This is a genomic window from Sanguibacter sp. Z6_81 (assembly GCF_057180625.1).
This window is the reverse complement of sequence record NZ_JBXUFV010000003.1, coordinates 446,435-470,080: the sequence shown is the minus strand read 5'-3', so window position 1 is coordinate 470,080 and position 23,646 is coordinate 446,435. Positions and strand designations below refer to the sequence as shown.

Below are 23,646 nucleotides of genomic sequence, written 5' to 3'. Positions count from 1 at the left end.
GCATCGCGCGCAGCCAGAACGCACACCGCCCCGCGACCCCTTCCGGGGCCGCGGGGCGGTGTGCGTACGCGCGCGCGTGGTGGGTCAGAACCCGAACCGTCGAGCGACCTGCGTGAGCGCGGCGGCCGAGCGCTGCAGGCCCCGGATCTCGGTCGGGGACAGCGGCACGGCGAGTCGTTCCGTACAGCCTGCGCGTCCCACGACGGACGGCACGGACAGGCAGATGTCGCTGATGCCGTAGTAGTCGTCCAGCAGGGTCGAGACGGGCAGGATCCGATGCTCGTCCTGGAGGATCGCCTCGATGATCCGCGAGCCCGCGAGGGCCACCGCATAGTTCGTCGCGCCCTTGCCCTCGATGATCCGGTAGGCCGAGTGCACCACCTCGTGGGCGATGGACTCGCGCACCTCCTGGGTGAGCGGCCCGCCCCCGCCGACACCGTTCCAGTCGAGGAGCGGAACCCCGCCGATGGATGCAGAGCTCCACAGCGGGATCTCGCTGTCGCCGTGCTCCCCGGCCATGTACGCGTGGACGTTCTGCACGGCCACCCCGCAGTGCGCGGCCACGAGGTAGCGCAACCGGGAGGAGTCGAGCACCGTGCCCGAGCCGAAGAGCTGGGTCGGGGGGAGCCCGGAGATCTTCAGCGCCGCGTACGTGACGATGTCCACCGGGTTGGTGACCATGACGTAGATGGCGTCCGGAGCGACCGCCTGCAGCTGCGGGAGGATCTTCGACACGAGGCCGATCGTGGCCTCGGCGAGGTCGATCCGGGTCTGGCCCGGCTTCTGCTTGGCGCCAGCCGTCACCATGATGACGTCCGCGCCCTCGCAGACCGAGATGTCGTCAGAGCCGAGCACCTCGGCCATCGGCATGAACTGGATGCCGTGCGCGAGGTCGAGCGCTTCGGCCTCGACCTTCGCCTTGTTGATGTCATAGAGCGCGACGGTTCGCGCGGAGCCCCGCATGAGAGCGGCGTAGGCCATCGTCGAACCGACCGCGCCAGCCCCCACGACCGCCACCTTCGTCGTCTTGCGACGGGCCGAGGCGGGTATCGGGCCGGTCTCGCCGATCTCGGGCGATTCTTCGTCGGTCATTCTTCCTCCACGCGGTCCTGGTCACTGGGGCGGGCCGGAGAGACCCTTCACGTCAGGGTAGGCCAGCGAGTCGGCTCAGCGCCGCTTCGGCGACCGCCCGGTCGGTGGTCCGCCAGAAGTCAGGAAGGGTCCGGACGAGGAACGGCCCGTACCGGGCGGTCGCGAGGCGCGGGTCGAGGACCGCGACGACTCCCCGGTCCGACGTCGTCCGCACGAGCCGGCCAGCCCCTTGTGCGAGCAGCAACGCCGCATGGGAGGCCGAGACCTGCATGAAGCCGTTGCCGCCGTGCGACTCGACGTAGCGTGCGCGGGCGGCCTTGACGGGGTCGTCCGGACGGGGGAAAGGGATCCTGTCGATGAGGACGAGCTGGCAGGCGGAACCGGGCACGTCGACGCCCTGCCACAAGGAGAGCGTGCCGAACAAGCAGGTGGCGTCGTCCTCGGCGAACTGCCGGACGAGGGTCGGGAGCTGGTCGTCCCCCTGGCACAGGATCGGCACGTCAAGACGCTCGCGGAGCAGCTCGGCAGCGCGCTCCGCGGCCCGCCGCGACGAGAAGAGACCGAGCGTGCGCCCCCCTGCCGCGGTGATGAGGGCAGCCATCTCGTCGATCTGAGCATCGGTCGTGGCCTGCTGGCCCGGCACCGGGAGCTTGCTCGCGATGTAGAGGATGCCCTGCCGCGGGTAGTCGAACGGGCTCCCGACGTCCGTTCCCCGCCAGCGTGGCGCGGGCGCAGCGCTGGCCTCACCCGGCACGGCGGACGACGGCTCGAGGCCCACCGAACGGGCGATGGGGTCGAAGGAGTCCCCCAGCGCGAGCGTCGCGGACGTGAGCACTCCGACCTTCTCGTCCCACAGGCCGGTGCGCATGAGGCCGGACACGCCCAGCGGTGCCGCATGGAGCTTGGACATGCCCGCACCGAACCCGCCTTCGCCCGCGCGCGAGCACCACAGCACGTCGAACTCCGAGGACTCGCCCGTCATCCGCTCCGCGATCTCGAAGACGACGAGCATGCTCGAGGACGCCATCTTCAGACCGCTGCTCGCAGCTCCACCGTCCCCGCTCGTGGGCGTGTCGGGCTTGAGCTCGCTCATGACCGCGCGCGCCGCATCGCGCACCGCCGCGACCGCGGCGCGCGCCGCTTCCGGGAGGCCGTCAGGGAAGCGCTCTGCCGGGAGGGAGGCGAGGACCGCGCCGAGCTGGGCGGACGCGGCGTCCAGGTCGGTGGTGAGGACACCGCCGTGGCGCCGCGCCTGCCGCGCAGCATGCTCGACGGAGGCGACCGACAGCTCGACGGTCGCGGCTGCCGTGACACGGTCGGGGAGCTCGTGCGCCTCGTCGACGACGAGGACGGCGTGCTCGGGCAGGACGTTGGGCGACCCGGTGGCAGCGATACCGAGCATGGCGTGGTTCGTCACGACGACGTCCGCCTCACGAGCGAGACCTCGTGCCCTCTCGGGGAAGCACTCGGTGATGAGCGGGCACCGCTGCCCGAGGCACTCGAGGGAGTTCACGGAGACCTGCCGCCAGGCCCGGTCCGAGACGCCGGGCGTCAGGTCGTCGCGGTCACCCGTCTCCGACTCCTCCGCCCACTCGCGCAGCCGGAGGATCTGCTGCACGAGCCCGGCACTGCTCTGCTCCTGTCGCGACGGGGACGCGCCCGGTGGAGCGTCGAACGGGTCCGGGGGGCCGTCCGTGCGGGGCATGTCGAACAAGGTGCCCGCGTCGTCGGCCGGGTACCCGCCGGCGATCTTGTGGCGGCAGGCGTAGTTGTGCCATCCCTTGAGCAGTGCGAGCCGGGGACGCCGCGGCAGGTGCGGGGCGAGCGTGTCGGCGACGAGCGGCAGGTCCCGCGTCATGATCTGACGCTGCAGCGCCAGGGTCGCCGTCGAGACGATGACGCGCTCTGCGCTGTGGACGGCGTGCTGGACGGCGGGGACGAGGTAGCCGAGCGACTTCCCGGTCCCTGTGCCGGCCTGGACGAGGAGATGCTCGCCGCTCGTCATCGCAGACGCCACCGCCGCCGCCATGACGTGCTGGCCTTCCCGCCGCGCGCCGCCCAACCTGGCCACAGCGAGGTCGAGCAGCTCGTGCACGGCCTCCGTGTCCGGCGTCGCCGTCGGCCGGGGCGTGCTCGTGGAACTCACCGGGTGAGTCTACGGTCACCGGGCGGACCAGAGGCGGCGTCCTCAAGGAACGCGGGGGTGTACCGCGACCGCAGCCGCGCACGCCGCGTCACCCGCGCACGGCCACCGCAGACAGCTCCGCCGCCAGGCCGTCCTCGACGCGGCCACGCAGGAGCGTCCCTGACTCGATGTGCTCGAGGTGATCGATCTCGCCCTCCAGGTGAACCCGGCTCAGCAGGTCCCCCCGGTCGTACGGCACGACGAGGTCGACGGACACACCGGGACGGGGCAACGACGCCGAGATGTAGTCGAGCAGCTCGGGGATCCCCTCACCGGATCGCGCCGAGACGACCACCGTGCTGCGTTCCCGGCTCTGCAGCCGGGTGATCGTCTCGGCGCTCGCGACGTCCGCCTTGTTGAGGACGATGACCTCAGGCACGTCCTCCATCCCCGGGATGTCGGCGAGGACGTGGCGCACGGCCGCGATCTGGCCCTCGGGGTCCGGGTGGGACGCATCGACGATGTGCAGGAGAAGATCGGCGTCTGCAACCTCCTCGAGGGTCGAGCGGAACGCTTCGACGAGCTGGTGCGGCAGGGAACGGACGAACCCGACCGTGTCCGCGAGCGTGTAGACGCGCCCGTCCGGGGTCTGGGTGCGTCGCACCGTCGGGTCGAGGGTGGCGAAGAGCGCGTTCTCGACGAGCACCCCGGCCCCGGTCAGCGCGTTGAGGAGACTCGACTTGCCGGCGTTGGTGTAGCCGGCGATGGCGACAGCCGGGATGGCGTTGCGCTTGCGTGCCGCGCGCATCGTCACCCGGGACGGCTCCATCGCGGCGATCTCGCGCCGCAGCTTGGCCATCCGGTCGCGGATCCGGCGCCGGTCGAGCTCGATCTTCGTCTCACCAGGACCGCGGGAGCCCATGCCCGCGGCAGCGCCTCCCACCTGACCACCGGCCTGGCGAGACATCGAGTCTCCCCAGCCCCGCAGACGCGGGAGGAGGTACTCGAGCTGGGCGAGCTCGACCTGTGCCTTGCCCTCCCGGGACTTGGCGTGCTGCGCGAAGATGTCGAGGATCAGTGCGGTGCGGTCGACGACCTTGACCTTGATGACGTCCTCGAGGCTGCGGCGTTGCGACGGTGCGAGCTCGCCGTCGACGATCACCGTGTCCGCGCCGTTCGCGGCGACGAGGGCAGCGAGCTCGGCGGCCTTGCCCGAGCCGAGGTACGTGCTCGGGTCGGGCTTCTGGCGCCGCTGGAGGATACCGTCGAGGACGACGGACCCCGCGGTCTCCGCGAGCGCCGCGAGCTCGCGGAGCGACACCTCCGCGTCCACCATGTCGCGGGACCACAGCCCGACGAGGACGACCCGTTCCAGACGGAGCTGGCGGTACTCGACCTCGGTGACGTCCTCGAGCTCGGTCGACAGACCAGCGACGCGCCGCAGCGCCGTGCGCTCCGCGAGGTCGAGCTGGTCCCCGTCGTGCACGGAGTGGTCCGTGCCTCCCTCCGAACGAGCGGTTCCCGCTCGCGCGAGCACACGCGCGACGACGTCGCTCGCGATGTCCCGGGCGGCCCGCGGGGCGGGGTCAGCCACAGCCGCGCCCGTCGCCTCGAACTGCTCGTCCGACGTCCCGCTGTGTGGCTCGTGACTGTTCGTCATGCATCCCTCTGTCTGTCTGGTGTCGTGTGGACTCAAGCGTCCCATGCCGGTGCTGCCCGCGCTAAGTGATTACGCGCAGGGAGGACGGCTCCGGCCACACCCGGACTACGATGGCCCACTGTGAGCGAGACGAGCCCGGACCACTACTTCACGGCGCGACCGGCGTCCTCCGACGAGCGGCGCCTGCTCACGGTCCGCCTGGACGGCGCGGACCGTGAGGTGGAGACCGCAGGTGGTGTCTTCTCCCCCGGGCGCCTCGACCTCGGCACCCAGGTGCTCCTGCGGACGGTCGAGACTCCCCCGGCCGGCGACGTCCTCGACCTCGGGTGCGGGTGGGGGCCGGTCGCCCTGACGATGGCGCTGCGCAACCCGGCAGCCACGGTGTGGGCCGTGGACGTCAACGAACGCGCGCTCGACCTTGTCCGTCGCAACGCTGCGCGGCTGGGACTGACCTCGGTGCGAGCAGTCCTGCCCGACGACGTGCCGGACGACGTCACCTTCACGACGCTGTGGTCCAACCCGCCGATCCGGGTCGGCAAGGAGGCGCTGCACGCGATGATGGACCGCTGGATCCCCCGGTTGGCACCGCAGGCGTCGGCTTTCCTCGTCGTCCAGCGCAACCTCGGGGCGGACTCGTTCCAGACCTGGCTGGCAGAGCGGTTCGCCAGCCTGTCCCCGGCCGCGGGCCCGGCCACCGGTTCCCGGGGCGTCACGGTCTCCCGGGTGGCCAGCGCGAAGGGGTTCCGGGTCCTGCAGGTCGTCCGACCCTAGCCAGCGAGCAGACGGTCGAGACGGACCCGGCCGCGTGCGACGACGACCGCCGGGCCCGCGAGCTCGACGTGGCCGTCCTGGCGCATCGTCACCCGGACGGTGCCGCCCGGGACGTCGACGAGCCACTCGTCCGGAGCCGCGGCACCCGCCCACGCGCGCACCGCGAGGGCGGCGGCGCACGCACCCGTCCCGCACGAGAGCGTCTCCCCCACGCCTCGTTCGTGCACCCGCATGCGTACGCGCCCCACCGTCCGGCCGTGCGCACCCGTCTCCTCACCGAGGGGCACGACGAGCTCGACGTTCGTCCCCTCGGGCGGGACGGGCACGACGTCCGGCGCTCGGAGCAGGTCGGCGCGCTCGAGGTCAGCGAGGGTCGGGAGCGCCAGGACCGTGTGCGGGTTGCCCAGGTCGACGCTCAGCGCGGGTCGGACGACCTCGGCGCCGGCGGGCTCGCACCCGTAGGCGCGGACCTCGGCATCGAACCCCTCCGCGACTGCACCGGCGCCCCCCGGGAAGGACCAGGCACCCATGTCCACGACGAACCACCCGGCGTCCTCCTTGCGGACGCGCCGCGCCCCGGCCCGGGTCCCGACGACGAGCTCGGGTGTCCGCGCGTCGAGCTCGACGAGCCCGAGGTCCTCGAGGAAGGCGACGAACACGCGCACACCGTTGCCGCACATCTGCGCGATCGATCCATCGGCGTTGCGGTAGTCCATGAACCATTCCGCGTCCGGCTCGTGCCGCAGGACGGCCCGCCCCTCGGCGAGGTGCGCGGACCGGACGACACGGATCACTCCGTCACCGCCGACCCCGGCCCGCCGGTCCGCCAGGAGCCGGACGAGCTCGTCGGTGAGGTCGAGGTCGTCGTCGCGGTCGTCGATGAGGACGAAGTCGTTCTTGGTCCCGTGCCCCTTCGCGACGTCGAGCTCTGCCGGGTGGGCCAGGCCAGGTGCGGCGGCGTGCGTCATGATCCCAGCGTACGGCGGACGGGCGTGTCCGCGACCGCCGTGGGCCCCTGGTCCCCTGCCCGACGGACGACAGCCAGCGCCTCCTCCACGAGGTCGTCGGACTCAGCAGAGAGCCAGTGCACACGCGGGTCGCGGCCGAACCATCCCATCTGCTTGCGGGCGAGCCGCCGGGTGTTCGTCACGACCGCCTCACGGGCCTCGTCCTCGCTCGTCGCCCCGTCGAGGTAGGCAAGGACCTCGGCGTAGCCGACCGCCCGCCGGGCGGTCCGCCCCATCCCCCGCTCCGCGAGGGAGCGCACCTCGTCGACGAGCCCGTCGCGCCACATGGCGTCCACACGGGCCGCGACCCGTCGGTCGAGGACGTCCCGGGAGCAGTCGAGACCGATCTGCACGGTGGGGCGGACGTAGACCTGCCGGGGAAGGTTGGCGGTGTACGGCCGTCCCGTGATCTCGATGACCTCGAGGGCCCGGACGACGCGGCGGACGTTGCGGGGTCCGATCGCCGCGGCCGCGGCCGGGTCGAGTCGTGAGAGCTCGGCGAACAGCGCGCGTGTGCCCGCACGCTCGAGCCGTGCCTCGATGGCTTCCCGCACCACGCTGTCCGTCCCCGGGAACGTCATGTCGTCGAGCAGTGCGCGGACGTACAACCCGGATCCTCCGACCACGACGGGGAAGCCGCCCCGGTCGAGAATCTCGGCGACGTCGGTCCGGGCGGAGTGCTGGTAGCGCGCGACCGACGCGTCCTCGGACGGTTCGATGACGTCGATCTGCCTGTGCGGGATGCTCCGCCGGTCGGCGACCGGGACCTTGGCCGTACCGATGTCCATACCGCGATAGAGCTGGAAGGCGTCGGCGTTGACGATCTCGTTGGTCCCGGCAGGATCCACGCCGAGGCGTTCGGCGAGGTCCATCGCGAGATCCGACTTCCCGGTGGCCGTGGGTCCCACGACAGCGACGATGAGCACTCGACGACGGTACCGTCTCACGGTGAGGCGAGGGCTGCGTGGGCGGCGCGGGTAGGGTTGCCTCATGGCGTTCTTCAGGGATCGGCGGTGGAGCTGGTCCGCGCGGCCGGCATCTGGCGCGCGAGCCGCACACGGGGCACCCATCGCCCGGGCACCACGTCACGTGTCGGACGCCGACCTCCGCACGGACGTCGAGCTCCTTCTCGAACGGGAGCTGGGTGCGTCGACCCTGGCAGACGAGACACCCCTGCGGCCCGCGCCCGTCACCAGGGACAGGCTCCTGCGCTGGATCTCCGAGTACGGCTACTCCTCCTTCGTCGACTCCGACGGTGACGTCGGAGGACTGTGGAACTCCCGGGTCTTCTACTTCCTGCTCTTCGGTGCGCACCAGGAGATCCTCCAGGTGCGGGGACAGTGGAACCGGGAGATCACCATCGAGCGGGTGGAGGAGATCCTGGAGTTCTGCAACGACTGGAACACCGACCGGATCTGGCCGAAGGCGTACTTCCGGGTCCGGGACAACGGGATGATCCAGGTCTACGGGGAGGTCGCGGTGGACCTCGAGCACGGCGCCAGCGACGAGCAGCTCGACCAGATGCTCACCTGCGGGCTGAGCACGGGCGCCATGCTCTTCGACGCGCTCGACGAGCTGTACGTGGACCCGGCGGGGACGGCACCGTGAGCGCCGCCCCACCGACCCGCTGGCTGCAGCGTCTCCTCATGGCACGCGCGACGGACACCCGCACCGCGCCTCCCGCTCCCCTGCCGACGCCGGTCACGCGCGACCGCGTCGGGGCGTACCTCACCGGTCGCGGCTACAGCTTCCGGTTCGACGAGGACGACGACATCACCGGCACGTGGGACGGCAACCGCTTCTGGTTCCTCCTGCTGGGCACCCAGGACGAGATCCTCCAGGTCCGCGGGCGCTGGCACCGGCCGCTCCCGCCGAACGCCAAGAAAGCCGTCCTCCAGACGATCAACGACTGGAACCGCGAACGCATCTGGCCGAAGGCCTACGTCCGCACGGAGTCGACCGGGCTTGCGCTGTACACGGAGGTGTCCGTGGACTTCGCACCCGGCGCTACCGACGACCAGCTCAACCAGATGCTGGGCTGCGGCCTCGGCACGGCCGTGCAGCTCTTCGCGTCGGTGTCCGCGATGCTCCCACCGGAGTCCCGGGACGACTTCGAGCAGGACGCAGGCGACACGCCCACGGACTGAGCCCTCACACCCGCCGGACGGTGGGGAGCCCGAGGTCGACCTTCGCTGGGTTCGCGAGCACCGACGTCTGCTGCGGCGTGGTCCCGTGGGAGTGCGCCTCCCGGTCGAGCCCGACCCGGACCCGCTCCCGACGGACCCACGCGTCGCCGGCAGACGTGCGGCGGACGGCGTACACCCGGTCGTCCGGGTCCACGGCCAGCACCGAGTCGGCGATGAGGTGGTACGGCGACGAGCGGGTGACCTGGACCGTCACGACGTCGCCCGGGCGTGGCAGCAGCGGGTCAGGGTCCTCGGCCAGACGCGGGTCGACCGCGCTCGCACCGCCAGGTCCCACGACCGCGAGGTGCGCGGGGACGGCGAGGTGCACGAGCCTGTTGTCCGCTGCCCGTCCGGTGAGTCGGTGGGTCGCTCCGTCCTTCCGGCCCGAGCCGTCGGTGACGAGGACCTCGACCGTCCGGCCCACCTGGAGGGCGCTCTGCTCCGCCGACACCCGGTCCTGGAGCGCCATGAGCCGCTCGTACCGTTCCTGGACCACAGCCTTCGGCAGCTGGTCCGGGAGGTCGGCAGCGGGTGTGCCCGGACGCGGGGAGTACTGGAACGTGAAGGCCGAGGCGAACCGGGACTGCTCGACGACCCGCATCGTGTCGAGGAAGTCCGCCTCCGTCTCGCCCGGGAAGCCGACGATGATGTCGGTGGTGATCGCGGCATCGGGGATGCTTGCGCGGACACGGTCGATGATGCCGAGGAACTTCCCTGCCCGGTAGGAGCGCCGCATGGCGCGCAGGACCCGGTCCGATCCGGACTGGAGCGGCATGTGGAGCTGGGGCATCACGTTCGGCGTCTGGGCCATCGCCTCGATGACGTCGTCCGTGAACGCCGCGGGGTGCGGTGAGGTGAAGCGCACGCGCTCCAGCCCCTCGATCTCCCCGCAGGCGCGCAGGAGCTTGGCGAACGCCCCGCGGTCGCCGAACTCCACGCCGTAGCTGTTGACGTTCTGTCCCAGGAGAGTGACCTCGATGGCACCCTCGGCGACGAGCGCCCGGACCTCCGCGAGGATCTCGTCGGGCCGCCGGTCGCGCTCCTTGCCGCGCAGGTGGGGGACGATGCAGAAGGTGCAGGTGTTGTTGCACCCGACACTGATCGAGACCCAACCCGCGAAGACCGACTCACGACGGGTGGGCAACGTCGACGGGAAGACCTGGAGCGACTCGGCGATCTCCACCTGCGCGGCGTCGTTGTGCCGGGCACGCTCCAGGAGCACCGGCAGGGCGTCGAGATTGTGCGTGCCGAACACGACGTCGACCCAGGGCGCCTTCTCGACGATCCCCGCGCGGTCCTTCTGGGCGAGGCAGCCACCTACGGCGATCTGCATCCCCGCTCGCCGGTTCTTCACCGAGGCCAGCTGACCGAGGTTGCCGTAGAGCTTGGTCGCCGCGTTCTCGCGGACCGCGCACGTGTTGATGACGACGACGTCCGCCTCGTCGCGAGCGTCCTGCTCCGGCGTCGCACGCCGGTACCCCGCGCGCTCGAGCATCCCCGACATGTGCTCCGAGTCGTGGACGTTCATCTGGCAACCGAGAGTACGGACGACGTAGGTCCGCCCGTCGGCGCTCGGAGGGACGGGTGGGGCAGCTGTGCCAGCACCAGAGGGGGCGGTCGCACCCGGCACCAGGAGGTTCGTGGACATCACACCCCAGGATACGGCGCCCCACGGCTCGATCCCCGGCGCGTGCCCGGTTGTGTGGCGGTCACGTGAACAGATTGTTACGCCATTCGATGGCGTCCGACACAAATGTCCCCTACGTTCAGGGCATGCCCGAGAGCGAGCGTCGCACGACCCCACCGGACCACACGTCGGAGCCCCGACCAGCAGCTGACAGCCTCGTCAGCCTCACCGGGGTGAACAAGCACTTCGGTGCCCTGCACGTGCTCAAGGACATCGACCTCTCCGTCGCGCGCGGCGAGGTCGTCGTCGTCATCGGCCCGTCGGGCTCGGGCAAGTCGACGCTCTGCCGGGCGATCAACCGGCTCGAGACGATCGACTCGGGCGTCATCGAGCTGGACGGCGAGAAGCTCCCCGAGGAGGGCAAGGCGCTCGCCCGCCTCCGCGCCGACGTGGGCATGGTCTTCCAGTCGTTCAACCTCTTCGCGCACCGCACCGTGCTGGAGAACGTGACGTTGGGGCCGCGCAAGGTCCGCAAGATGAGCCGCGGGGACGCGGAGCGCCTCGCGATGGAGCTCCTGTCCCGGGTGGGGGTGGAGTCGCAGGCGAAGAAGCTCCCCGCGCAGCTCTCGGGTGGTCAGCAGCAACGCGTCGCGATCGCGCGTGCGCTCGCCATGCAGCCGAAGATCATGCTCTTCGACGAGCCGACCTCGGCCCTCGACCCGGAGATGATCAACGAGGTCCTCGACGTCATGGTGGCGCTCGCCCGGGACGGGATGACGATGATCGTCGTCACCCATGAGATGGGGTTCGCCCGCAAGGCCGCGGACCGCGTGGTCTTCATGGCCGACGGCGAGATCGTCGAAGAGGCAGAGCCCGAGACCTTCTTCCTCCATCCGTCGTCCGAGCGTGCCAAGAGCTTCTTGTCCAAGATCCTCACCCACTAGACCCACGACACCCGTTCACGCGGCACGGCGCACAGCTGGCCGTGACTAAGGAGGAACCATGCGGCAGGCACGACGGCCCCTGATGACGACGATCGCTCTTGTCGGGGTCTGGGCCCTGGCACTCGCGGGATGCAGCTCGGACGACGGCGGCGGTGAGAGCAGCGACGGGAGCGGCGGCATCAAGATCGGCATCAAGTTCGACCAACCCGGCCTCGGCTTCAAGGACGGCGACACGTACTCCGGGTTCGACGTGGACGTCGCGAGATACGTGGCGGGCGAGCTCGGGTACGCCGAGGAGGACATCGAGTTCGTGGAGACCCCGACGCCGCAGCGCGAGACGATGCTGCAGAACGGTCAGGTCGACATGATCTTCGCGACCTACTCGATCACCGACGCTCGGAAGGAGACGATCTCCTTCGCGGGGCCGTACTTCGTCGCTGGTCAGGATCTGCTCGTCGCGAACGACAACACCGACATCAACGGTCCGGAGGACCTCGACGGCAAGAACCTGTGCTCCGCGGCGGGCTCGACCTCCGCCCAGCGGATCAAGGACGAGTTCGCCGAGGGGGCGAACCTCGTCGAGCAGCCGGGGTACGCCGAGTGCGTCACGCTCCTCGCCTCGGGTTCCATCGACGCCGTCACCACCGACGACATCATCCTCGCCGGCCTCGCCGCACAGCCGGCCAACGCCGGGAAGGTCAAGGTCGTCGGCAACCCGTTCTCCACCGAGAACTACGGCGTCGGGTTGCCGAAGGACAGCGACCAGTGCGAAGCGGTCAACGAGGCGCTGACGAAGATGATCGCCGACGGTGACTGGGAGGCCGCCGTGGCCGCCAACACCGAGGGCACCGGGTACTCCGCGAACGCGGACTCCAACCCTCCGACCGTCGACGCCTGCGCCTGACCGGCTCACCGGCCGGTCCCCCGGCCGGTGAGCCCTCTGGGCCCGGACACCCGGGCCCGAGCCGACGCCCGACCGAAGGAGTGAGCTCCGCTGGGTGACTACCTGAACCAGTTCACCGAACTCTTCAGCTCGTACGACGTGCCCGGAGCGTTCTGGATGAACATCAAGCTGGCGTTCTTCGCGGGGATCGCCGCCCTGGTGCTCGGCACGGTGCTCGCGCTCATGCGCATCTCCCCTGTGCCGAGCCTCCGGTGGCTCGGCGCCTCGTACGTGACCCTCGTGCGCAACACGCCGCTGACGATCATCATCGTCTTCTGCACGCTCGCGGTCTGGGGGCAGCTGAAGATCGTCCTGTCGGACGACTTCGCGGAGAACTTCTTCCGTCTCGCCGTCGCGGGCCTTGCGGTCTACCACGCTGCGTTCGTGTGCGAGGCGATCCGCAGCGGAGTGAACACCGTGCCGCTCGGCCAGGCCGAGGCCGCGCGGGCCATCGGCCTCGGGTTCCTGCCGTCGGCCCGGCTCGTCATCATGCCCCAGGCGTTCCGTGGCGCGGTGGCCCCCCTCGGCAACGTCCTCATCGCGCTCATCAAGAACACGACCGTCGCCGCGGCGGTGAGCGTCGAGGAGACCTCCGGACTCATGCGCACCATGATCGAGAACCGACCGGACGTCATCGTCGCGATCTTCCTCACGTTCGCACTCGGGTACGTCATCATCGTCATCCCGGTCGGGCTCGCGACCACGTCCCTGTCCCGAAAGCTGGCGGTGGCCCGGTGACCAACCAGTCCGTCCTCTTTGATGCACCGGGCCCCAGGGCACGGCGCACGATCGCGATCGGGAACGTCGTCGGCGTCCTTGTCGTCGCCGCCATCCTCGCGCTCGTCCTGCGACGCTTCGCGGACGAGGGCCAGCTCGCCGCGGACAAGTGGACACCGTTGATCGAGCCCCGTGCATGGGTGGACTTCTTCCTGCCCGGCCTCATGAGCACGCTGCGGGCCGCGGCCCTCGCGGTGGTCGGGGCCGGGGTCTTCGGCGTCGTGTTCGGCCTTGGCCGCCTGTCGGAGATCGCGGTCGTCCGTGTTGTCGCGGGCGCCGTGGTCGAGTTCTTCCGAGCAGTCCCGGTGCTCATCATGATGGTGTTCCTGTACTTCGGCCTCGGGCAGATGCGGGTCCTCGACCCGTCCGACGTCCCGCTCGTCGCGGTCGTCATCGCCCTGACGCTCTACAACGGGAGCGTCGTGGCCGAGCTCATCCGGTCCGGAGTGCACAGTCTTCCCCGGGGGCAGCGTGAGGCTGGTCTGGCGATCGGACTCACCTCGCAGGCCTGCCGTCGGCTCGTGGAGCTGCCCCAGGCGCTCATCGCGATGCTTCCCGCGCTCATCAGCCAGCTGGTCGTCGTCCTCAAGGACTCGGCGCTGGGCTCGATCATCACGTACTCCGAGCTGCTGCAGGAGGCACGTCGCCTCGGCTCGGCCGACAGCAACATCCTGCAGACCCTGCTCGTCGCCGCGCTCATCTTCATCGTCATCAACTACGTGCTCTCCGCGGGCGCGACGCTGCTCTCCCGCCGCCTCTCCGGTCGGACCGCGGGTCGGACCCGCGCGCCGCTCAGCGTCGGGACGCCGGTCACGTGAGGACGCCGGCGTCGTCGCCCGGCGTTCGCGCTCAGCCCGCTGTGGCGGTCGCCCGCAGCTCTCGCACGACGGTGATGGAGATCTCTCCCGGGTAGGTGAGGTCCCGCTCGAGGTGGCGTGCGATGTCCGCTGCGAGCGTGCCGAGCTTGTCGTCGGGTACCTGGGAGGGCTCGACGACGACGCGTACCTCGTGCCCGGAGGACATCGCCAGCACCCGCTGGACGCCTGCGTGCCCGGCGACGAGCTCCTCGAGGCGCTGCATGCGATCGATGTAGTGCCCCGCGTCGTCCTTGCGTGCTCCCGGCCTCGCCGCTGAGCAGGCATCGGCCGCACGGACGAGCACTGCCTCCACCGACTGCGCCTCCACCTCGTCGTGGTGCGCCGCGATGGCGTTGACCACGACCGCGGTCTCGCCAGCATCCTGTGCGAGCCGGGCGCCGAGCGCAGCGTGCGTCCCGTCCCCGGAGATCCCCTTGCCGATGTCGTGCAGGAAGGCGGCACGTCGCGCAGCGACGACGTCGGCCTGGATCTCTGCGGCCATCGCCGCAGCAATGAGCGCTGCCTCGACGCTGTGCTCGAGCACGTTCTGACCGAACGACGTCCGCAGCCGGAGGCGCCCCATGGCCTCGATGAGCTCAGCCGGCATGTGATCGACGCCGGCTCGCTCGGCCGCCGAGTGTCCCGCATCGACGGCGCGCGCCGCGGCACCGGCGGTAGCGGCGGCGAACGCAGCCTCGATGCGCTGGGGGTGGATCCGGCCGTCCTCGAGGAGCTCTCGCATCATCACCTCCGCGACCTCCCGGCGTTCGGGGTCGAACGAGGACAGCTGGACGGTGTCGGCGTCGTCCTCGAGGAGAACGTTCACACCGGTGATCGCCTCGAACGTCCGGATGTTGCGCCCCTCCTTGCCGATGATCCGTCCGCGCATGTCCTCCGAGGGGAGCGGGAGCACGGTGAGCGCTCCGTGGGTGCTGGTGGGGACGGCGAGCCGCTGGACGGCGGACGCCACGATCATCTTCGCCCGCCGGTCCGCGTCCCGGCGAGCGGCGGCCTCGGTTCGTCTGATGACACCGGCGGCGTCCTGCACCGCACTCTCCTGGAGCTCCGCCGCCAGCTGTGCGCGGGCCTCCTCGGCGGACAGGTCGGCAGCACGCTCGAGGACCTCCACGGCGCTCGCCCGTAGCCGGGCAGCCTCGGCGAGCGCGTCGTGTCGCACGGCTTCGGCGTCGGAGAGGCGGTTCTCGGCCTTCTCCGTGGCTGCGTCGGCGCGCAACCTCTCGGAAGCCAGGTGACGCTCGGCCTCCCGGATCTCTGTCAGGCGGACCTGGGACTCGGCCTCGCGCCGCTTGACCTCGGCCCGCAGCTCCTCGACATCCCGTGCTGCCTGCTCGCGGACCGCTGCCGCCTCCCGGCGGGCGACCTGGACGAGCAGCAGCGCGACGAGAGACGCGCCGAGCAGGCCGAGGAGGATGCTCAGCTCACCTGTCACAGCCGTACACCTGGCCTTCGTCGCGATCCGTGTGGTCCTGCACCCCGGGTCGTGGAGTGATGGTTCATCATCCCTGATGCCGGACCAGGACTCGTCGAGCAACACACTGCTGCAGGTCGGGCTCTCTCACTATCGTCCGGGTACTGGTTCAGTCACCGCTGGACGCGTCCAGGTCGTCGAGGTACTCGGGCACACCGGCGTCGGCACTGCCGACCTCGTCGGCCAGCGCGGCGCGGACGCTCGCGAGGGCGACACCCGGTGGATACCCCTTGCGACCGAGGGCAGCGAGAGCGCGCCGCGTGCGTACCTCCACGGGCAGCCCTCGGGTGCGCCGCACACGTGTCCGCGCCACCTCGTCGGCCGCACGCTTCTCGTCGTCGGAGGTGATCTGCGTGAGCGCATCGTGGGCATGCTCGGCAGAGATCCCCTTGCGGGAGAGCTCTTGTGCGATCGCCCGGCGGGCCTGGTGACGTTCCGCGAAGCGGGTCCGGACGACGGCACGCGCATATGCCGCGTCATCAATGAGGCCGACGTCCTCGAACCGGTCGAGGAGAGCTGTGCTGAGAGTCTCGTCGACGTCCGCCGCTGCCAACCGCTCCTCGAGCTGGGACCGCGTGCGCGGAGCGCCTGCGAGTGCCCTGAGTGCCAGCGCCCTGGCCCGCTCCTCCTCCTCGTGAGGAGTGAGCGGGGCGAGGAGCGGGCCGTCGTCGCGTGGCCGGTCTCGTCGGGCCTCCGACGGGACCACGCTCAGAAGTCGGCCTTCTTCGCCTTGCCTGCCGCAGACGAGACCTTTGCTGTCTCGGCCTTGCCGGCGGCCGGCTTCGCAGGAGCGGTGGGCGGCGTGTCGGCCGGGGCATCGAGCTGTGCTCCCACCCCGAGCTTCTCCTTGATGCGCTTCTCGAGCTCGTTCGCGAGATCCGGGTTGTCCCTGAGGAAACCGCGCGAGTTCTCCTTGCCCTGCCCCAGCTGGTCACCGTCGTAGGTGAACCACGAGCCAGACTTCCGGACGAACCCGTGCTCCACACCCATGTCGATGAGGCCGCCCTCCCGAGAGATGCCGACGCCGTAGAGGATGTCGAACTCCGCCTGCTTGAAGGGCGGAGCCATCTTGTTCTTCACGACCTTGACACGCGTCCGGTTGCCGACAGGCTCGGTGCCCTCCTTGAGGGTCTCGATGCGGCGGATGTCGAGACGGATCGAGGCGTAGAACTTCAACGCCTTGCCTCCGGTCGTCGTCTCCGGCGTGCCGAAGAAGACGCCGATCTTCTCGCGGAGCTGGTTGATGAAGATCGCGGTCGTTCCCGACTGGCTCAACGCACCGGTGATCTTGCGCAGCGCCTGGGACATGAGGCGCGCCTGCAGACCGACGTGGCTGTCCCCCATCTCCCCCTCGATCTCCGCCTTGGGCACGAGGGCTGCGACGGAGTCGATGACGATGACGTCGACCGCGCCGGAACGGATGAGCATGTCCGTGATCTCCAGCGCCTGCTCACCCGTGTCCGGCTGGGACACGAGGAGCGCGTCCGTGTCGACCCCGAGCTTCTTCGCGTAGTCGGGGTCCAGGGCGTGCTCGGCGTCGATGAACGCGGCGATCCCCCCGGCGCGCTGCGCGTTGGCCACGGCGTGGAGCGCGAGGGTGGTCTTACCGCTGGACTCCGGGCCGTAGATCTCGACGACCCGGCCGCGCGGGAGGCCGCCGATCCCGAGCGCGACGTCCAGCGCGATCGACCCGGTGGGGATCACCTCGACGGGCGCGCGCCCCTCGTCCCCCAGCCGCATGACGGATCCCTTGCCGAAGTTGCGGTCGATCTGTGCGAGCGCCGCCTCGAGGGCCTTCTCGCGGTCTGCTGGTGCGGCCATGTGTGCCACCTCTGTCTCGGGGAGCGACGTGCGCTCACGGTGCTGCTCGGTTGTCGTCGGCGACGCTACGTGCACCTACCGACACCCGGCAGGGACCTCGCGGCTCCTGTGGACGACGAACCTCGTGCACAACGTGCTTCCCAGCATATCCGAACACACGTTCGATCGACAGCGCGGTACCGGCGAGTCGCTCGCCACGCGGTCGGCACGCTCCGCGGTGCAAGAGCTCACCGGGCGACGGGCCAGCGGTGCTAGGAGCCAGTGGTGCGACGAGCTAGCGGGGCGGCGCCTGGCGGTGGAGGTCCGTGCCCCACCGTCCACTGTCGGGCACGTCCATCGCGTCGCACAGCGCGTGCCACACGACGCGCGGCTCCACGCCGTCCTCCACGGCCTGCGCGGCCGTGCGGTCGTCGAGCACGCTGAGGACCTGGTCCGCGGCCAGCGTCCGCCCGTAGGCCGGGCCGAAGACCTCGTCCACCAGCTGCCAGAACTCTCGATATCGCACAGCACCAGGGTGCCACGCAGGCACGTGTCGGTCGCACCGGACACAATGGCCCGATGGTCTCCCCCCCTGCCGGGCTCAGCCGCTTCGGCCCCGCGACCCGGGCATGGTTCACAGGTGCCTTCGAACAGCCGACGACCGCACAGGACGGCGCCTGGGAGGCTGTCGCTGCTGACAAGCACGCTCTCGTCGTCGCCCCCACCGGTTCGGGCAAGACGCTGGCCGCGTTCCTCTGGGCGCTCGACTCGCTCCTCGACCCGGACGCGCCCGAGCCCGACCGCGACCTCCGGTGCCGTGTGCTGTACGTCTCCCCGCTCAAGGCTCTCGCCGCGGACGTCGAGCGCAACCTGCGGTCGCCGTTGACCGGCATCCGCCAGGCCGCCGCGCGCCTCGGCACACCGGTGCGGGCGGTGACCGTCGGAACGCGCACGGGTGACACGCCTGCGAGCGAGCGCAGGCGCTTCGCGACGCACCCGCCAGACATCCTCATCACGACGCCGGAGTCGCTCTTCCTCATCCTCACCTCAGCCGCCCGGGCAGGGCTCCGGGGGGTCGAGACCGTGATCGTCGACGAGATCCACGCGGTCGCCGGCACCAAGCGCGGTGCGCACCTCGCCGTGTCCCTCGAACGCCTCGACGCCCTCACCCGGTCCCCGGTGCAACGGGTCGGCCTGTCCGCGACCGTCTCCCCGGTCGACGTCGTGTCCGGGTTTCTCGCCGGAGGCCGGTCGGAGACGGACGGCGGCCGCGCCGTCCAGGTCGTGCAGCCTCCGGCGACCAAGCGGATCGACGTCGACGTCGTCGTCCCGGTTCCCGACCTTGCCGACCTGCGGGCCGTTCCTCACGTCGCGGCGCCGCCCGGTCCTGCGTCCGCCGAGGGCGACCTCAGCGGTGCCGCGGCGGGCCCGTCCCGCCGCCCGTCGGTCTGGCCCCACATCGAGGAGCGTGTCGTCGACCTCGTGGCCGCGCACCGCTCGACGCTCGTCTTCACCAACTCGCGCCGTGGTGCCGAACGTCTCACCTCCCGGATGAACGAGGTGTGGGCGGAGCGCCACGGCACCGACGTCCCGGACCAGGGGGAGCGGCACACCGCTGAGATCCAGGCGCAGTCCGGAGCCGCCGCGGGGGTGCCCCCGCTGCTCGCCCGGGCGCACCACGGCTCGATGAGCCGCGCCGAGCGCACCGAGACGGAGACGGCACTCAAGGACGGGCGGCTCCCGGCGGTCGTCGCGACGTCCTCGCTCGAGCTCGGCATCGACATGGGAGCCATCGACCTCGTCGTGCAGATCGGCAGCCCCCCGTCGGTGGCCAGCGGTCTCCAGCGGATCGGACGCGCAGGGCACCAGGTGGGCGCGACGTCGCACGGGGTGGTCTTCCCGATGCACCGCGGAGACCTCGTTCCCTCCGCGGTGATCGCCGAGCGGATGCGCGACGGCCGCATCGAGGACCTCCGACCGCTGCGCAACCCGCTCGACGTCCTCGCTCAGCAGATCGTCGCGATGGTGGCGGTCGAGGACTGGGCGGTCGACGACCTCGCGGAGGTGCTGCGTCGAGCGGACCCCTACCGGACCCTCGGGAGAGGCGCGCTGCACGCCGTTCTCGACATGCTCGCCGGCAGGTACCCCAGCGAAGACTTCGGGGAGCTCCGTGCACGGATCGTCTGGGACCGGGTCACCGACCGTGTCTCGGCCAGGCCCGGTGCACTGAGGTTGGCCGTCACGAGCGGCGGCACGATCCCTGACCGGGGCCTGTACGGCGTCTTCCTCGCCTCGGGCACGACCGACGACGGCACCGCAGAGACTCCCGTCCAACGCGGCGGCAAGCGTGTCGGCGAGCTCGACGAGGAGATGGTCTACGAGTCCCGTGTGGGTGACACCTTCACGCTCGGGTCGAGCACCTGGCGGATCGAGGACATCACGCACGACCGCGTCCTCGTGACGCCGGCGCCCGGGGTGCCTGGGCGCCTGCCGTTCTGGAAGGGCGACTCCCCCGGCCGGCCGGCCGAGCTCGGTCGTGCCATCGGGCGATGGGTCCGCGCCGCAGGTGCTGCGGTCGCCGAGAGCGATGCGCGCACGTCCGGCGGCGCGCCCGTGGGAGTCGAGACCACGCCGTGGGTCGGACTGGACGCGTGGGCCACGGACAACCTCCGGAGCTACATCCGCGAGCAGACGGCCGCCACAGGAGCCCTCCCGGACGACCGGACGATCGTCGTGGAGCGCTTCCGGGACGAGCTCGGGGACTGGCGTGTGGTGATCCATTCCCCGCTGGGTGCCAAGGTGCACGCTCCCTGGGCGCTCATCCTCGCTGGCCGCGTGCTCGCCCGCTACGGCATCGACGCTGCAGCCATGCACTCCGACGACGGTATCGTCCTGCGGCTGCCGGACGTCGACGACCTGTCGGCCGTGGCAGCCTGGGGTGCCGCGGCGAGCGGCACTCCGGACGAGCCGGACGCGACGATGGATCTCGCCGACCTCCTCATCGATCCCGACGAGGTCGCCGGCCTCGTCCAGGCCGCGCTCGGACAGTCCGCGCTGTTCGGTGCGCGCTTCCGCGAGGCAGCGGCCCGCGCGCTGCTGCTCCCGCGCAGACGCCCCGACCGGCGTCAACCGCTGTGGCAGCAACGCCAACGGTCCGCCCAGCTCCTCAGCGTGGCCGCGGACTACCCCGAGTTCCCCATCGTCCTGGAGGCGGTGCGCGAGTGCCTCCAGGACGACTTCGACGTGACCGCGCTCGCCGCGCTCATGCGTGAGGTCGAGGCGGGCCAGGTCCGTGTCGTCGAGGTGTCCACCACCTCACCGTCACCGTTCGCCCAGTCCCTCCTCTTCGGCTACACGGCGCAGTTCATCTACGACGGCGACGCACCGCTCGCGGAACGTCGTGCTGCAGCGCTGACACTGGACCCCGACCTCCTGGCGGAGATCCTCGGTCTCGAGGGCAGCTCGGAGCTGGCCGACCTCCTCGACCCCGACGCGATCGTCCGCACCGAGCGCGAGCTCGCCGGGCTCACCGACGATCGCCAGGTGCGCCACGCGGACGACGTGTGGGAGCTGCTGCGACGGATGGGCCCGCTGTCGACGGACGAGATCGTGCGCCGGACGCGCACCACCGGCCGCGAGGACGTCCCGGGATGGCTCGCGGAGCTCCAGCGCTCCCGGCGCGTCATCCCGGTACGCCTCGCGGGTGTCGACCGGGACAGCGGCGAACGCTGGGCGGCGATCGAGGACGCGGGGCGGCTGCGCGACGCCCTGGGGGTCGCGCTGCCCGTCGGCGTGCCTGAGACCTTCACGGAGCCGGTGGCGGACCCCCTCGGCGATCTCCTGCGCCGCTTCGCTCGCACCCACGGCCCGTTCACCGCGCACGACGCTGCGCAGCACTACGGCCTGGGCGTCGCCGTCGTCACCGAGGTGCTCCTGCGGCAGGCAGCGACCGGGGTGCTGGCGCGAGGCCGCCTGCGGCCAGAGGTGCTCGGCGGGACAGGTGCGGACTTCTGCGACAGCGAGGTGCTGCGCACACTGCGACGTCGGTCGCTCGCAGCGCTCCGTGCGGAGGTCGAACCCGTCCCGCAGGACACGCTCGGAGCGTTCCTCGCCCGGTGGCAGTCGGTCGGGAGCCTGAGAGGCGTGGACGGGCTCTACCGCGCGGTGGAGCAGATGGCTGGCGCGAGCGTTCCAGCCTCCGCCCTCGAGTCCCAGATCCTGCCCGCTCGCGTGACCGACTACTCCCCGGCGATGCTCGACGAGCTGACGACGGCAGGCGAGATCCTCTGGTGCGGCCACCACCGACTGCCCGGGAGCCGTGGCTCGCAGGACGCGGTGATCAGCCTGCACCTGACAGAGTCGGCTCCGCTGACCCTCCCGCCGCTCGCCCCGCAGGACGACTGCGACACGGACCTGCACCGTGCGGTGCTGGCACATCTCAGCGGCTCGGGTGGCTTCTTCCTGTCACAGGTCGCCGACGCCGCGGGAGCGCCCGTCCCCGCGACGCTCGACGTGCTGTGGGATCTCGTCTGGGCAGGCCTGGTGACGAACGACGGCCTCGGTCCGCTGCGCGCCCGTCTCGGACAGCGATCGGCTCCGCGGGCACGCGCCACCGCCGGGCCCCGGTCGGCGAGCAGACGCCCGCGGTTCCGGCTCGGCAGCGCGCCGCTCGTCGGAACAGCGGGAGCGGGCCCCGCAGGCGGACCCGCCGCCCGGGCAGCAGAAGGCGTGGGCGGCGGACGGTGGTCGGCCCTGCCCACGCGGGACGCCGATCCGACACGTCGCGCGCACGCCCTGGCGACGACGCTCCTCGACCGGCACGGCGTCCTCACGCGTGCTGTGAGCGCCGCAGAGAACGTCACGGGCGAGTACGGCGCCATCTACCGCGTGCTCGCTGCGCTCGAGACCGGGGGGCAGGTCCGCCGCGGCTACTTCGTCGAGCACCTCGGCGGCTCGCAGTTCGCGCTGCCGGGCGCGGTCGACCAGCTGCGGACGATCGAGGCCGACCGCACGCGGGCCGCGGAGCGCGGATCGCCACCCCACGCCCTCGTGCTCGCGGCGACAGACCCCGCGAACCCGTACGGCGCAGCGCTCGGATGGCCGGCCAGTGCCTCGATGCCCGACGGCGGTGGTGCTCCGCAGAGCCTCTCCGGAACCGTCGACCCTCCGTCCGCGCAGGTACCGACCACCCCGGCGGCACCGGCACCCACCACGACCGGGGCGCACCGGCCCGGCCGGAAGGCAGGCGCACACGTCGTGCTCGCCGACGGCCGGCTCGTCCTGTACCTCGAGCGCGGCGGACGGAGCCTGCTGACCTTCGACAGCGCGCCCGACGTCCTGGCCGCCGCCACCGCCGCCCTCGCCGGGATGCTGCGCGGCAGCCGTGCCGGCCGGGTGCAGATCCAACGGATCGACGGCCGAGACGCACTCGTCGGCGCCTCTGGTGTCGGTCGACCCGCGGTGCTCACCGCGCTGCTCGCGGCAGGGTTCACCGCGACGCCCTCAGGCCTGCGGGTGGGTCCCGGTGCCTGAGGGAGACACCGTCCTGCTCACCGCGCGCAGGCTCGATGCTGCGCTCTCGGGACGGCGTCTGACCCGTGCCCAGCTCCAGTGGCCGCGCGTCCCCGTCAACGACCTCGTCGGGGCGCGCGTCCTCGCGACCCGCGCCTACGGCAAGCACATCCTCACGACGTTCGACGACGGCCGGACCCTCCATACGCACCTGCGCATGGACGGGAGCTGGCGGGTCGCCCGGACGGGCAGTCGCGAGGCGGGCGGGCGGAGCGACGACGTCCGTGCCGTGCTCGCCCACGAGACCTGGACATGCATCGGGACGCGGCTGGGAATGCTCGACCTCGTGCCGACGAGCCAGGAGCACGCGCTCATCGGACACCTCGGCCCGGACATCCTCTCGGACGAGTTCGACGCGCAGCTCCCCGGCGTCCTCGCACGCGTGGCGGACGAGCCTGCCCTCGCTGCAACGGCCATCGGAGAGCTCCTGCTCGACCAGCGCGTGCTCGCGGGCATCGGTACCCTCTTCGCGGCCGAGGGACTCTTCGCGCTCCGCCTCTGGCCGTGGTCACCTGCGGGGGACGTCGACCTGGAGCAGCTTGTCCTGACGATCAGAGCCAATCTCCGTCGGGGCGTGCTGCGCCCCGTCGGTGGGCGCCGGGTCCATGTCCACGCCCGCGACGGCCAGCCGTGCCACCGGTGCGGAACTACGCTGCTCCGGGGCACGGTGCGTCAGCCGCCCACGGAGCGGCCGATGTTCTACTGCCCCGTGTGCCAGACGCCGCCCCGCGCGCGACGGGACCTACCGCGCGACGGGGCATACCACTGAGCCCCGAGCCATGAGGGCCCGGGGCTCA

19 protein-coding genes are annotated in these 23,646 nt (G+C 71.3%); 9 read left to right on the top strand and 10 right to left on the bottom strand.

Going from position 1 to position 23,646, the window contains the following annotated elements; translation table 11 throughout:
- Positions 1 to 84: 84 nt before the first annotated feature.
- From AC2AXK_RS10570 to hflX, 3 genes are all read right to left on the bottom strand, one after another.
- Positions 85 to 1,092, bottom strand: a complete 1,008-nt coding sequence (locus AC2AXK_RS10570) for an L-lactate dehydrogenase (protein WP_484345325.1) — start codon at positions 1,090 to 1,092, stop codon at positions 85 to 87.
- Positions 1,093 to 1,144: 52 nt separating this feature from the next.
- Complete coding sequence (locus AC2AXK_RS10565) at positions 1,145 to 3,238, bottom strand: ATP-dependent DNA helicase (RefSeq protein WP_484345324.1); 2,094 nt, start codon at positions 3,236 to 3,238, stop codon at positions 1,145 to 1,147.
- 88 nt (positions 3,239 to 3,326) lie between these two features.
- Positions 3,327 to 4,877 (bottom strand): GTPase HflX, encoded by a 1,551-nt coding sequence (hflX, locus tag AC2AXK_RS10560; RefSeq protein ID WP_484345323.1) that lies wholly within the window; start codon positions 4,875 to 4,877, stop codon positions 3,327 to 3,329.
- A gap of 120 nt (positions 4,878 to 4,997) precedes the next feature.
- On the opposite strand from hflX, the gene AC2AXK_RS10555 reads away from it, so the two are divergent.
- Positions 4,998 to 5,648, top strand: coding sequence for a class I SAM-dependent methyltransferase (locus AC2AXK_RS10555; protein WP_484345322.1), 651 nt, complete (start codon positions 4,998 to 5,000; stop codon positions 5,646 to 5,648).
- On the opposite strand, the gene dapF is transcribed toward AC2AXK_RS10555, so the two are convergent.
- Together dapF and miaA are read right to left on the bottom strand one after the other, a co-directional pair.
- The gene (gene dapF / locus AC2AXK_RS10550; protein WP_484345321.1) at positions 5,645 to 6,616 is read right to left on the bottom strand and encodes a diaminopimelate epimerase; all 972 of its coding nucleotides are present in this window, start codon (positions 6,614 to 6,616) and stop codon (positions 5,645 to 5,647) included. The two genes, AC2AXK_RS10555 and dapF, sit on opposite strands and share 4 nt — an antisense overlap.
- Positions 6,613 to 7,581: a tRNA (adenosine(37)-N6)-dimethylallyltransferase MiaA gene (gene miaA, locus AC2AXK_RS10545; protein WP_484345320.1), complete on the bottom strand. Its 969-nt coding sequence runs from the start codon at positions 7,579 to 7,581 to the stop codon at positions 6,613 to 6,615. The genes dapF and miaA overlap by 4 nt, the downstream gene beginning before the upstream one ends.
- 64 nt (positions 7,582 to 7,645) lie before the next feature.
- Here miaA and AC2AXK_RS10540 point away from each other — a divergent pair, with 64 nt between their 5' ends.
- Both AC2AXK_RS10540 and AC2AXK_RS10535 read left to right on the top strand, forming a co-directional pair.
- On the top strand, positions 7,646 to 8,263 hold the full coding sequence (locus AC2AXK_RS10540) for a type III secretion system chaperone family protein (RefSeq protein WP_484345319.1): 618 nt from the start codon (positions 7,646 to 7,648) through the stop codon (positions 8,261 to 8,263).
- Positions 8,260 to 8,802, top strand: coding sequence for a type III secretion system chaperone family protein (locus AC2AXK_RS10535; RefSeq protein ID WP_484345318.1), 543 nt, complete (start codon positions 8,260 to 8,262; stop codon positions 8,800 to 8,802). The genes AC2AXK_RS10540 and AC2AXK_RS10535 overlap by 4 nt, the downstream gene beginning before the upstream one ends.
- Positions 8,803 to 8,806: 4 nt before the next feature.
- On the opposite strand, the gene miaB is transcribed toward AC2AXK_RS10535, so the two are convergent.
- The gene (gene miaB, locus AC2AXK_RS10530) at positions 8,807 to 10,489 is read right to left on the bottom strand and encodes a tRNA (N6-isopentenyl adenosine(37)-C2)-methylthiotransferase MiaB (RefSeq protein WP_484345317.1); all 1,683 of its coding nucleotides are present in this window, start codon (positions 10,487 to 10,489) and stop codon (positions 8,807 to 8,809) included.
- 125 nt (positions 10,490 to 10,614) lie between these two features.
- Between miaB and AC2AXK_RS10525 the strand changes: the two genes are divergently transcribed.
- The 4 genes from AC2AXK_RS10525 (at position 10,615) to AC2AXK_RS10510 (ending at position 13,950) form a co-directional block, all read left to right on the top strand.
- Positions 10,615 to 11,412 carry an amino acid ABC transporter ATP-binding protein gene (locus AC2AXK_RS10525; RefSeq protein WP_484345316.1) on the top strand — a complete coding sequence of 266 codons (798 nt, stop codon included), beginning with the start codon at positions 10,615 to 10,617 and terminating at the stop codon, positions 11,410 to 11,412.
- Between the two features lie 58 nt (positions 11,413 to 11,470).
- Complete coding sequence (locus AC2AXK_RS10520) at positions 11,471 to 12,316, top strand: glutamate ABC transporter substrate-binding protein (protein WP_484345315.1); 846 nt, start codon at positions 11,471 to 11,473, stop codon at positions 12,314 to 12,316.
- 156 nt (positions 12,317 to 12,472) lie between these two features.
- On the top strand, positions 12,473 to 13,093 hold the full coding sequence (locus AC2AXK_RS10515) for an amino acid ABC transporter permease (protein ID WP_484345314.1): 621 nt from the start codon (positions 12,473 to 12,475) through the stop codon (positions 13,091 to 13,093).
- On the top strand, positions 13,090 to 13,950 hold the full coding sequence (locus AC2AXK_RS10510; RefSeq protein WP_484345313.1) for an amino acid ABC transporter permease: 861 nt from the start codon (positions 13,090 to 13,092) through the stop codon (positions 13,948 to 13,950). The genes AC2AXK_RS10515 and AC2AXK_RS10510 overlap by 4 nt, the downstream gene beginning before the upstream one ends.
- A gap of 31 nt (positions 13,951 to 13,981) precedes the next feature.
- Here the strand turns inward: AC2AXK_RS10510 and AC2AXK_RS10505 are convergent, their stop codons facing one another.
- The 4 genes from AC2AXK_RS10505 to AC2AXK_RS10490 all read right to left on the bottom strand — a co-directional run bounded on the left by AC2AXK_RS10505 (position 13,982) and on the right by AC2AXK_RS10490 (position 17,804).
- Positions 13,982 to 15,439, bottom strand: coding sequence for an Rnase Y domain-containing protein (locus AC2AXK_RS10505; RefSeq protein ID WP_484345312.1), 1,458 nt, complete (start codon positions 15,437 to 15,439; stop codon positions 13,982 to 13,984).
- Between the two features lie 148 nt (positions 15,440 to 15,587).
- On the bottom strand, positions 15,588 to 16,184 hold the full coding sequence (locus tag AC2AXK_RS10500) for a regulatory protein RecX (protein ID WP_484345311.1): 597 nt from the start codon (positions 16,182 to 16,184) through the stop codon (positions 15,588 to 15,590).
- 2 nt (positions 16,185 to 16,186) lie between these two features.
- Positions 16,187 to 17,299: a recombinase RecA gene (recA, locus tag AC2AXK_RS10495; protein ID WP_484345310.1), complete on the bottom strand. Its 1,113-nt coding sequence runs from the start codon at positions 17,297 to 17,299 to the stop codon at positions 16,187 to 16,189.
- A gap of 274 nt (positions 17,300 to 17,573) precedes the next feature.
- On the bottom strand, positions 17,574 to 17,804 hold the full coding sequence (locus tag AC2AXK_RS10490; RefSeq protein WP_484345309.1) for a DUF3046 domain-containing protein: 231 nt from the start codon (positions 17,802 to 17,804) through the stop codon (positions 17,574 to 17,576).
- 53 nt (positions 17,805 to 17,857) lie between these two features.
- Here AC2AXK_RS10490 and AC2AXK_RS10485 point away from each other — a divergent pair, with 53 nt between their 5' ends.
- Positions 17,858 to 22,810 carry an ATP-dependent helicase gene (locus tag AC2AXK_RS10485; protein ID WP_484345308.1) on the top strand — a complete coding sequence of 1,651 codons (4,953 nt, stop codon included), beginning with the start codon at positions 17,858 to 17,860 and terminating at the stop codon, positions 22,808 to 22,810.
- The gene (locus tag AC2AXK_RS10480; protein ID WP_484345307.1) at positions 22,803 to 23,618 is read left to right on the top strand and encodes a DNA-formamidopyrimidine glycosylase family protein; all 816 of its coding nucleotides are present in this window, start codon (positions 22,803 to 22,805) and stop codon (positions 23,616 to 23,618) included. The genes AC2AXK_RS10485 and AC2AXK_RS10480 overlap by 8 nt, the downstream gene beginning before the upstream one ends.
- Positions 23,619 to 23,646: the final 28 nt, after the last annotated feature.

What these genes read in the sequence shown, in the direction of transcription:
- AC2AXK_RS10570 (WP_484345325.1), bottom strand. Translation starts at nt 1,092, where the DNA reads ATGACCGACGAAGAATCGCCCGAGATCGGCGAGACCGGCCCGATACCC.
- hflX (WP_484345323.1), bottom strand. Translation starts at nt 4,877, where the DNA reads ATGACGAACAGTCACGAGCCACACAGCGGGACGTCGGACGAGCAGTTC.
- dapF (WP_484345321.1), bottom strand. Translation starts at nt 6,616, where the DNA reads ATGACGCACGCCGCCGCACCTGGCCTGGCCCACCCGGCAGAGCTCGAC.
- AC2AXK_RS10540 (WP_484345319.1), top strand. Translation starts at nt 7,646, where the DNA reads ATGGCGTTCTTCAGGGATCGGCGGTGGAGCTGGTCCGCGCGGCCGGCA.
- miaB (WP_484345317.1), bottom strand. Translation starts at nt 10,489, where the DNA reads ATGTCCACGAACCTCCTGGTGCCGGGTGCGACCGCCCCCTCTGGTGCT.
- AC2AXK_RS10525 (WP_484345316.1), top strand. Translation starts at nt 10,615, where the DNA reads ATGCCCGAGAGCGAGCGTCGCACGACCCCACCGGACCACACGTCGGAG.
- AC2AXK_RS10520 (WP_484345315.1), top strand. Translation starts at nt 11,471, where the DNA reads ATGCGGCAGGCACGACGGCCCCTGATGACGACGATCGCTCTTGTCGGG.
- AC2AXK_RS10515 (WP_484345314.1), top strand. Translation starts at nt 12,473, where the DNA reads ATGAACATCAAGCTGGCGTTCTTCGCGGGGATCGCCGCCCTGGTGCTC.
- recA (WP_484345310.1), bottom strand. Translation starts at nt 17,299, where the DNA reads ATGGCCGCACCAGCAGACCGCGAGAAGGCCCTCGAGGCGGCGCTCGCA.
- AC2AXK_RS10485 (WP_484345308.1), top strand. Translation starts at nt 17,858, where the DNA reads ATGGTCTCCCCCCCTGCCGGGCTCAGCCGCTTCGGCCCCGCGACCCGG.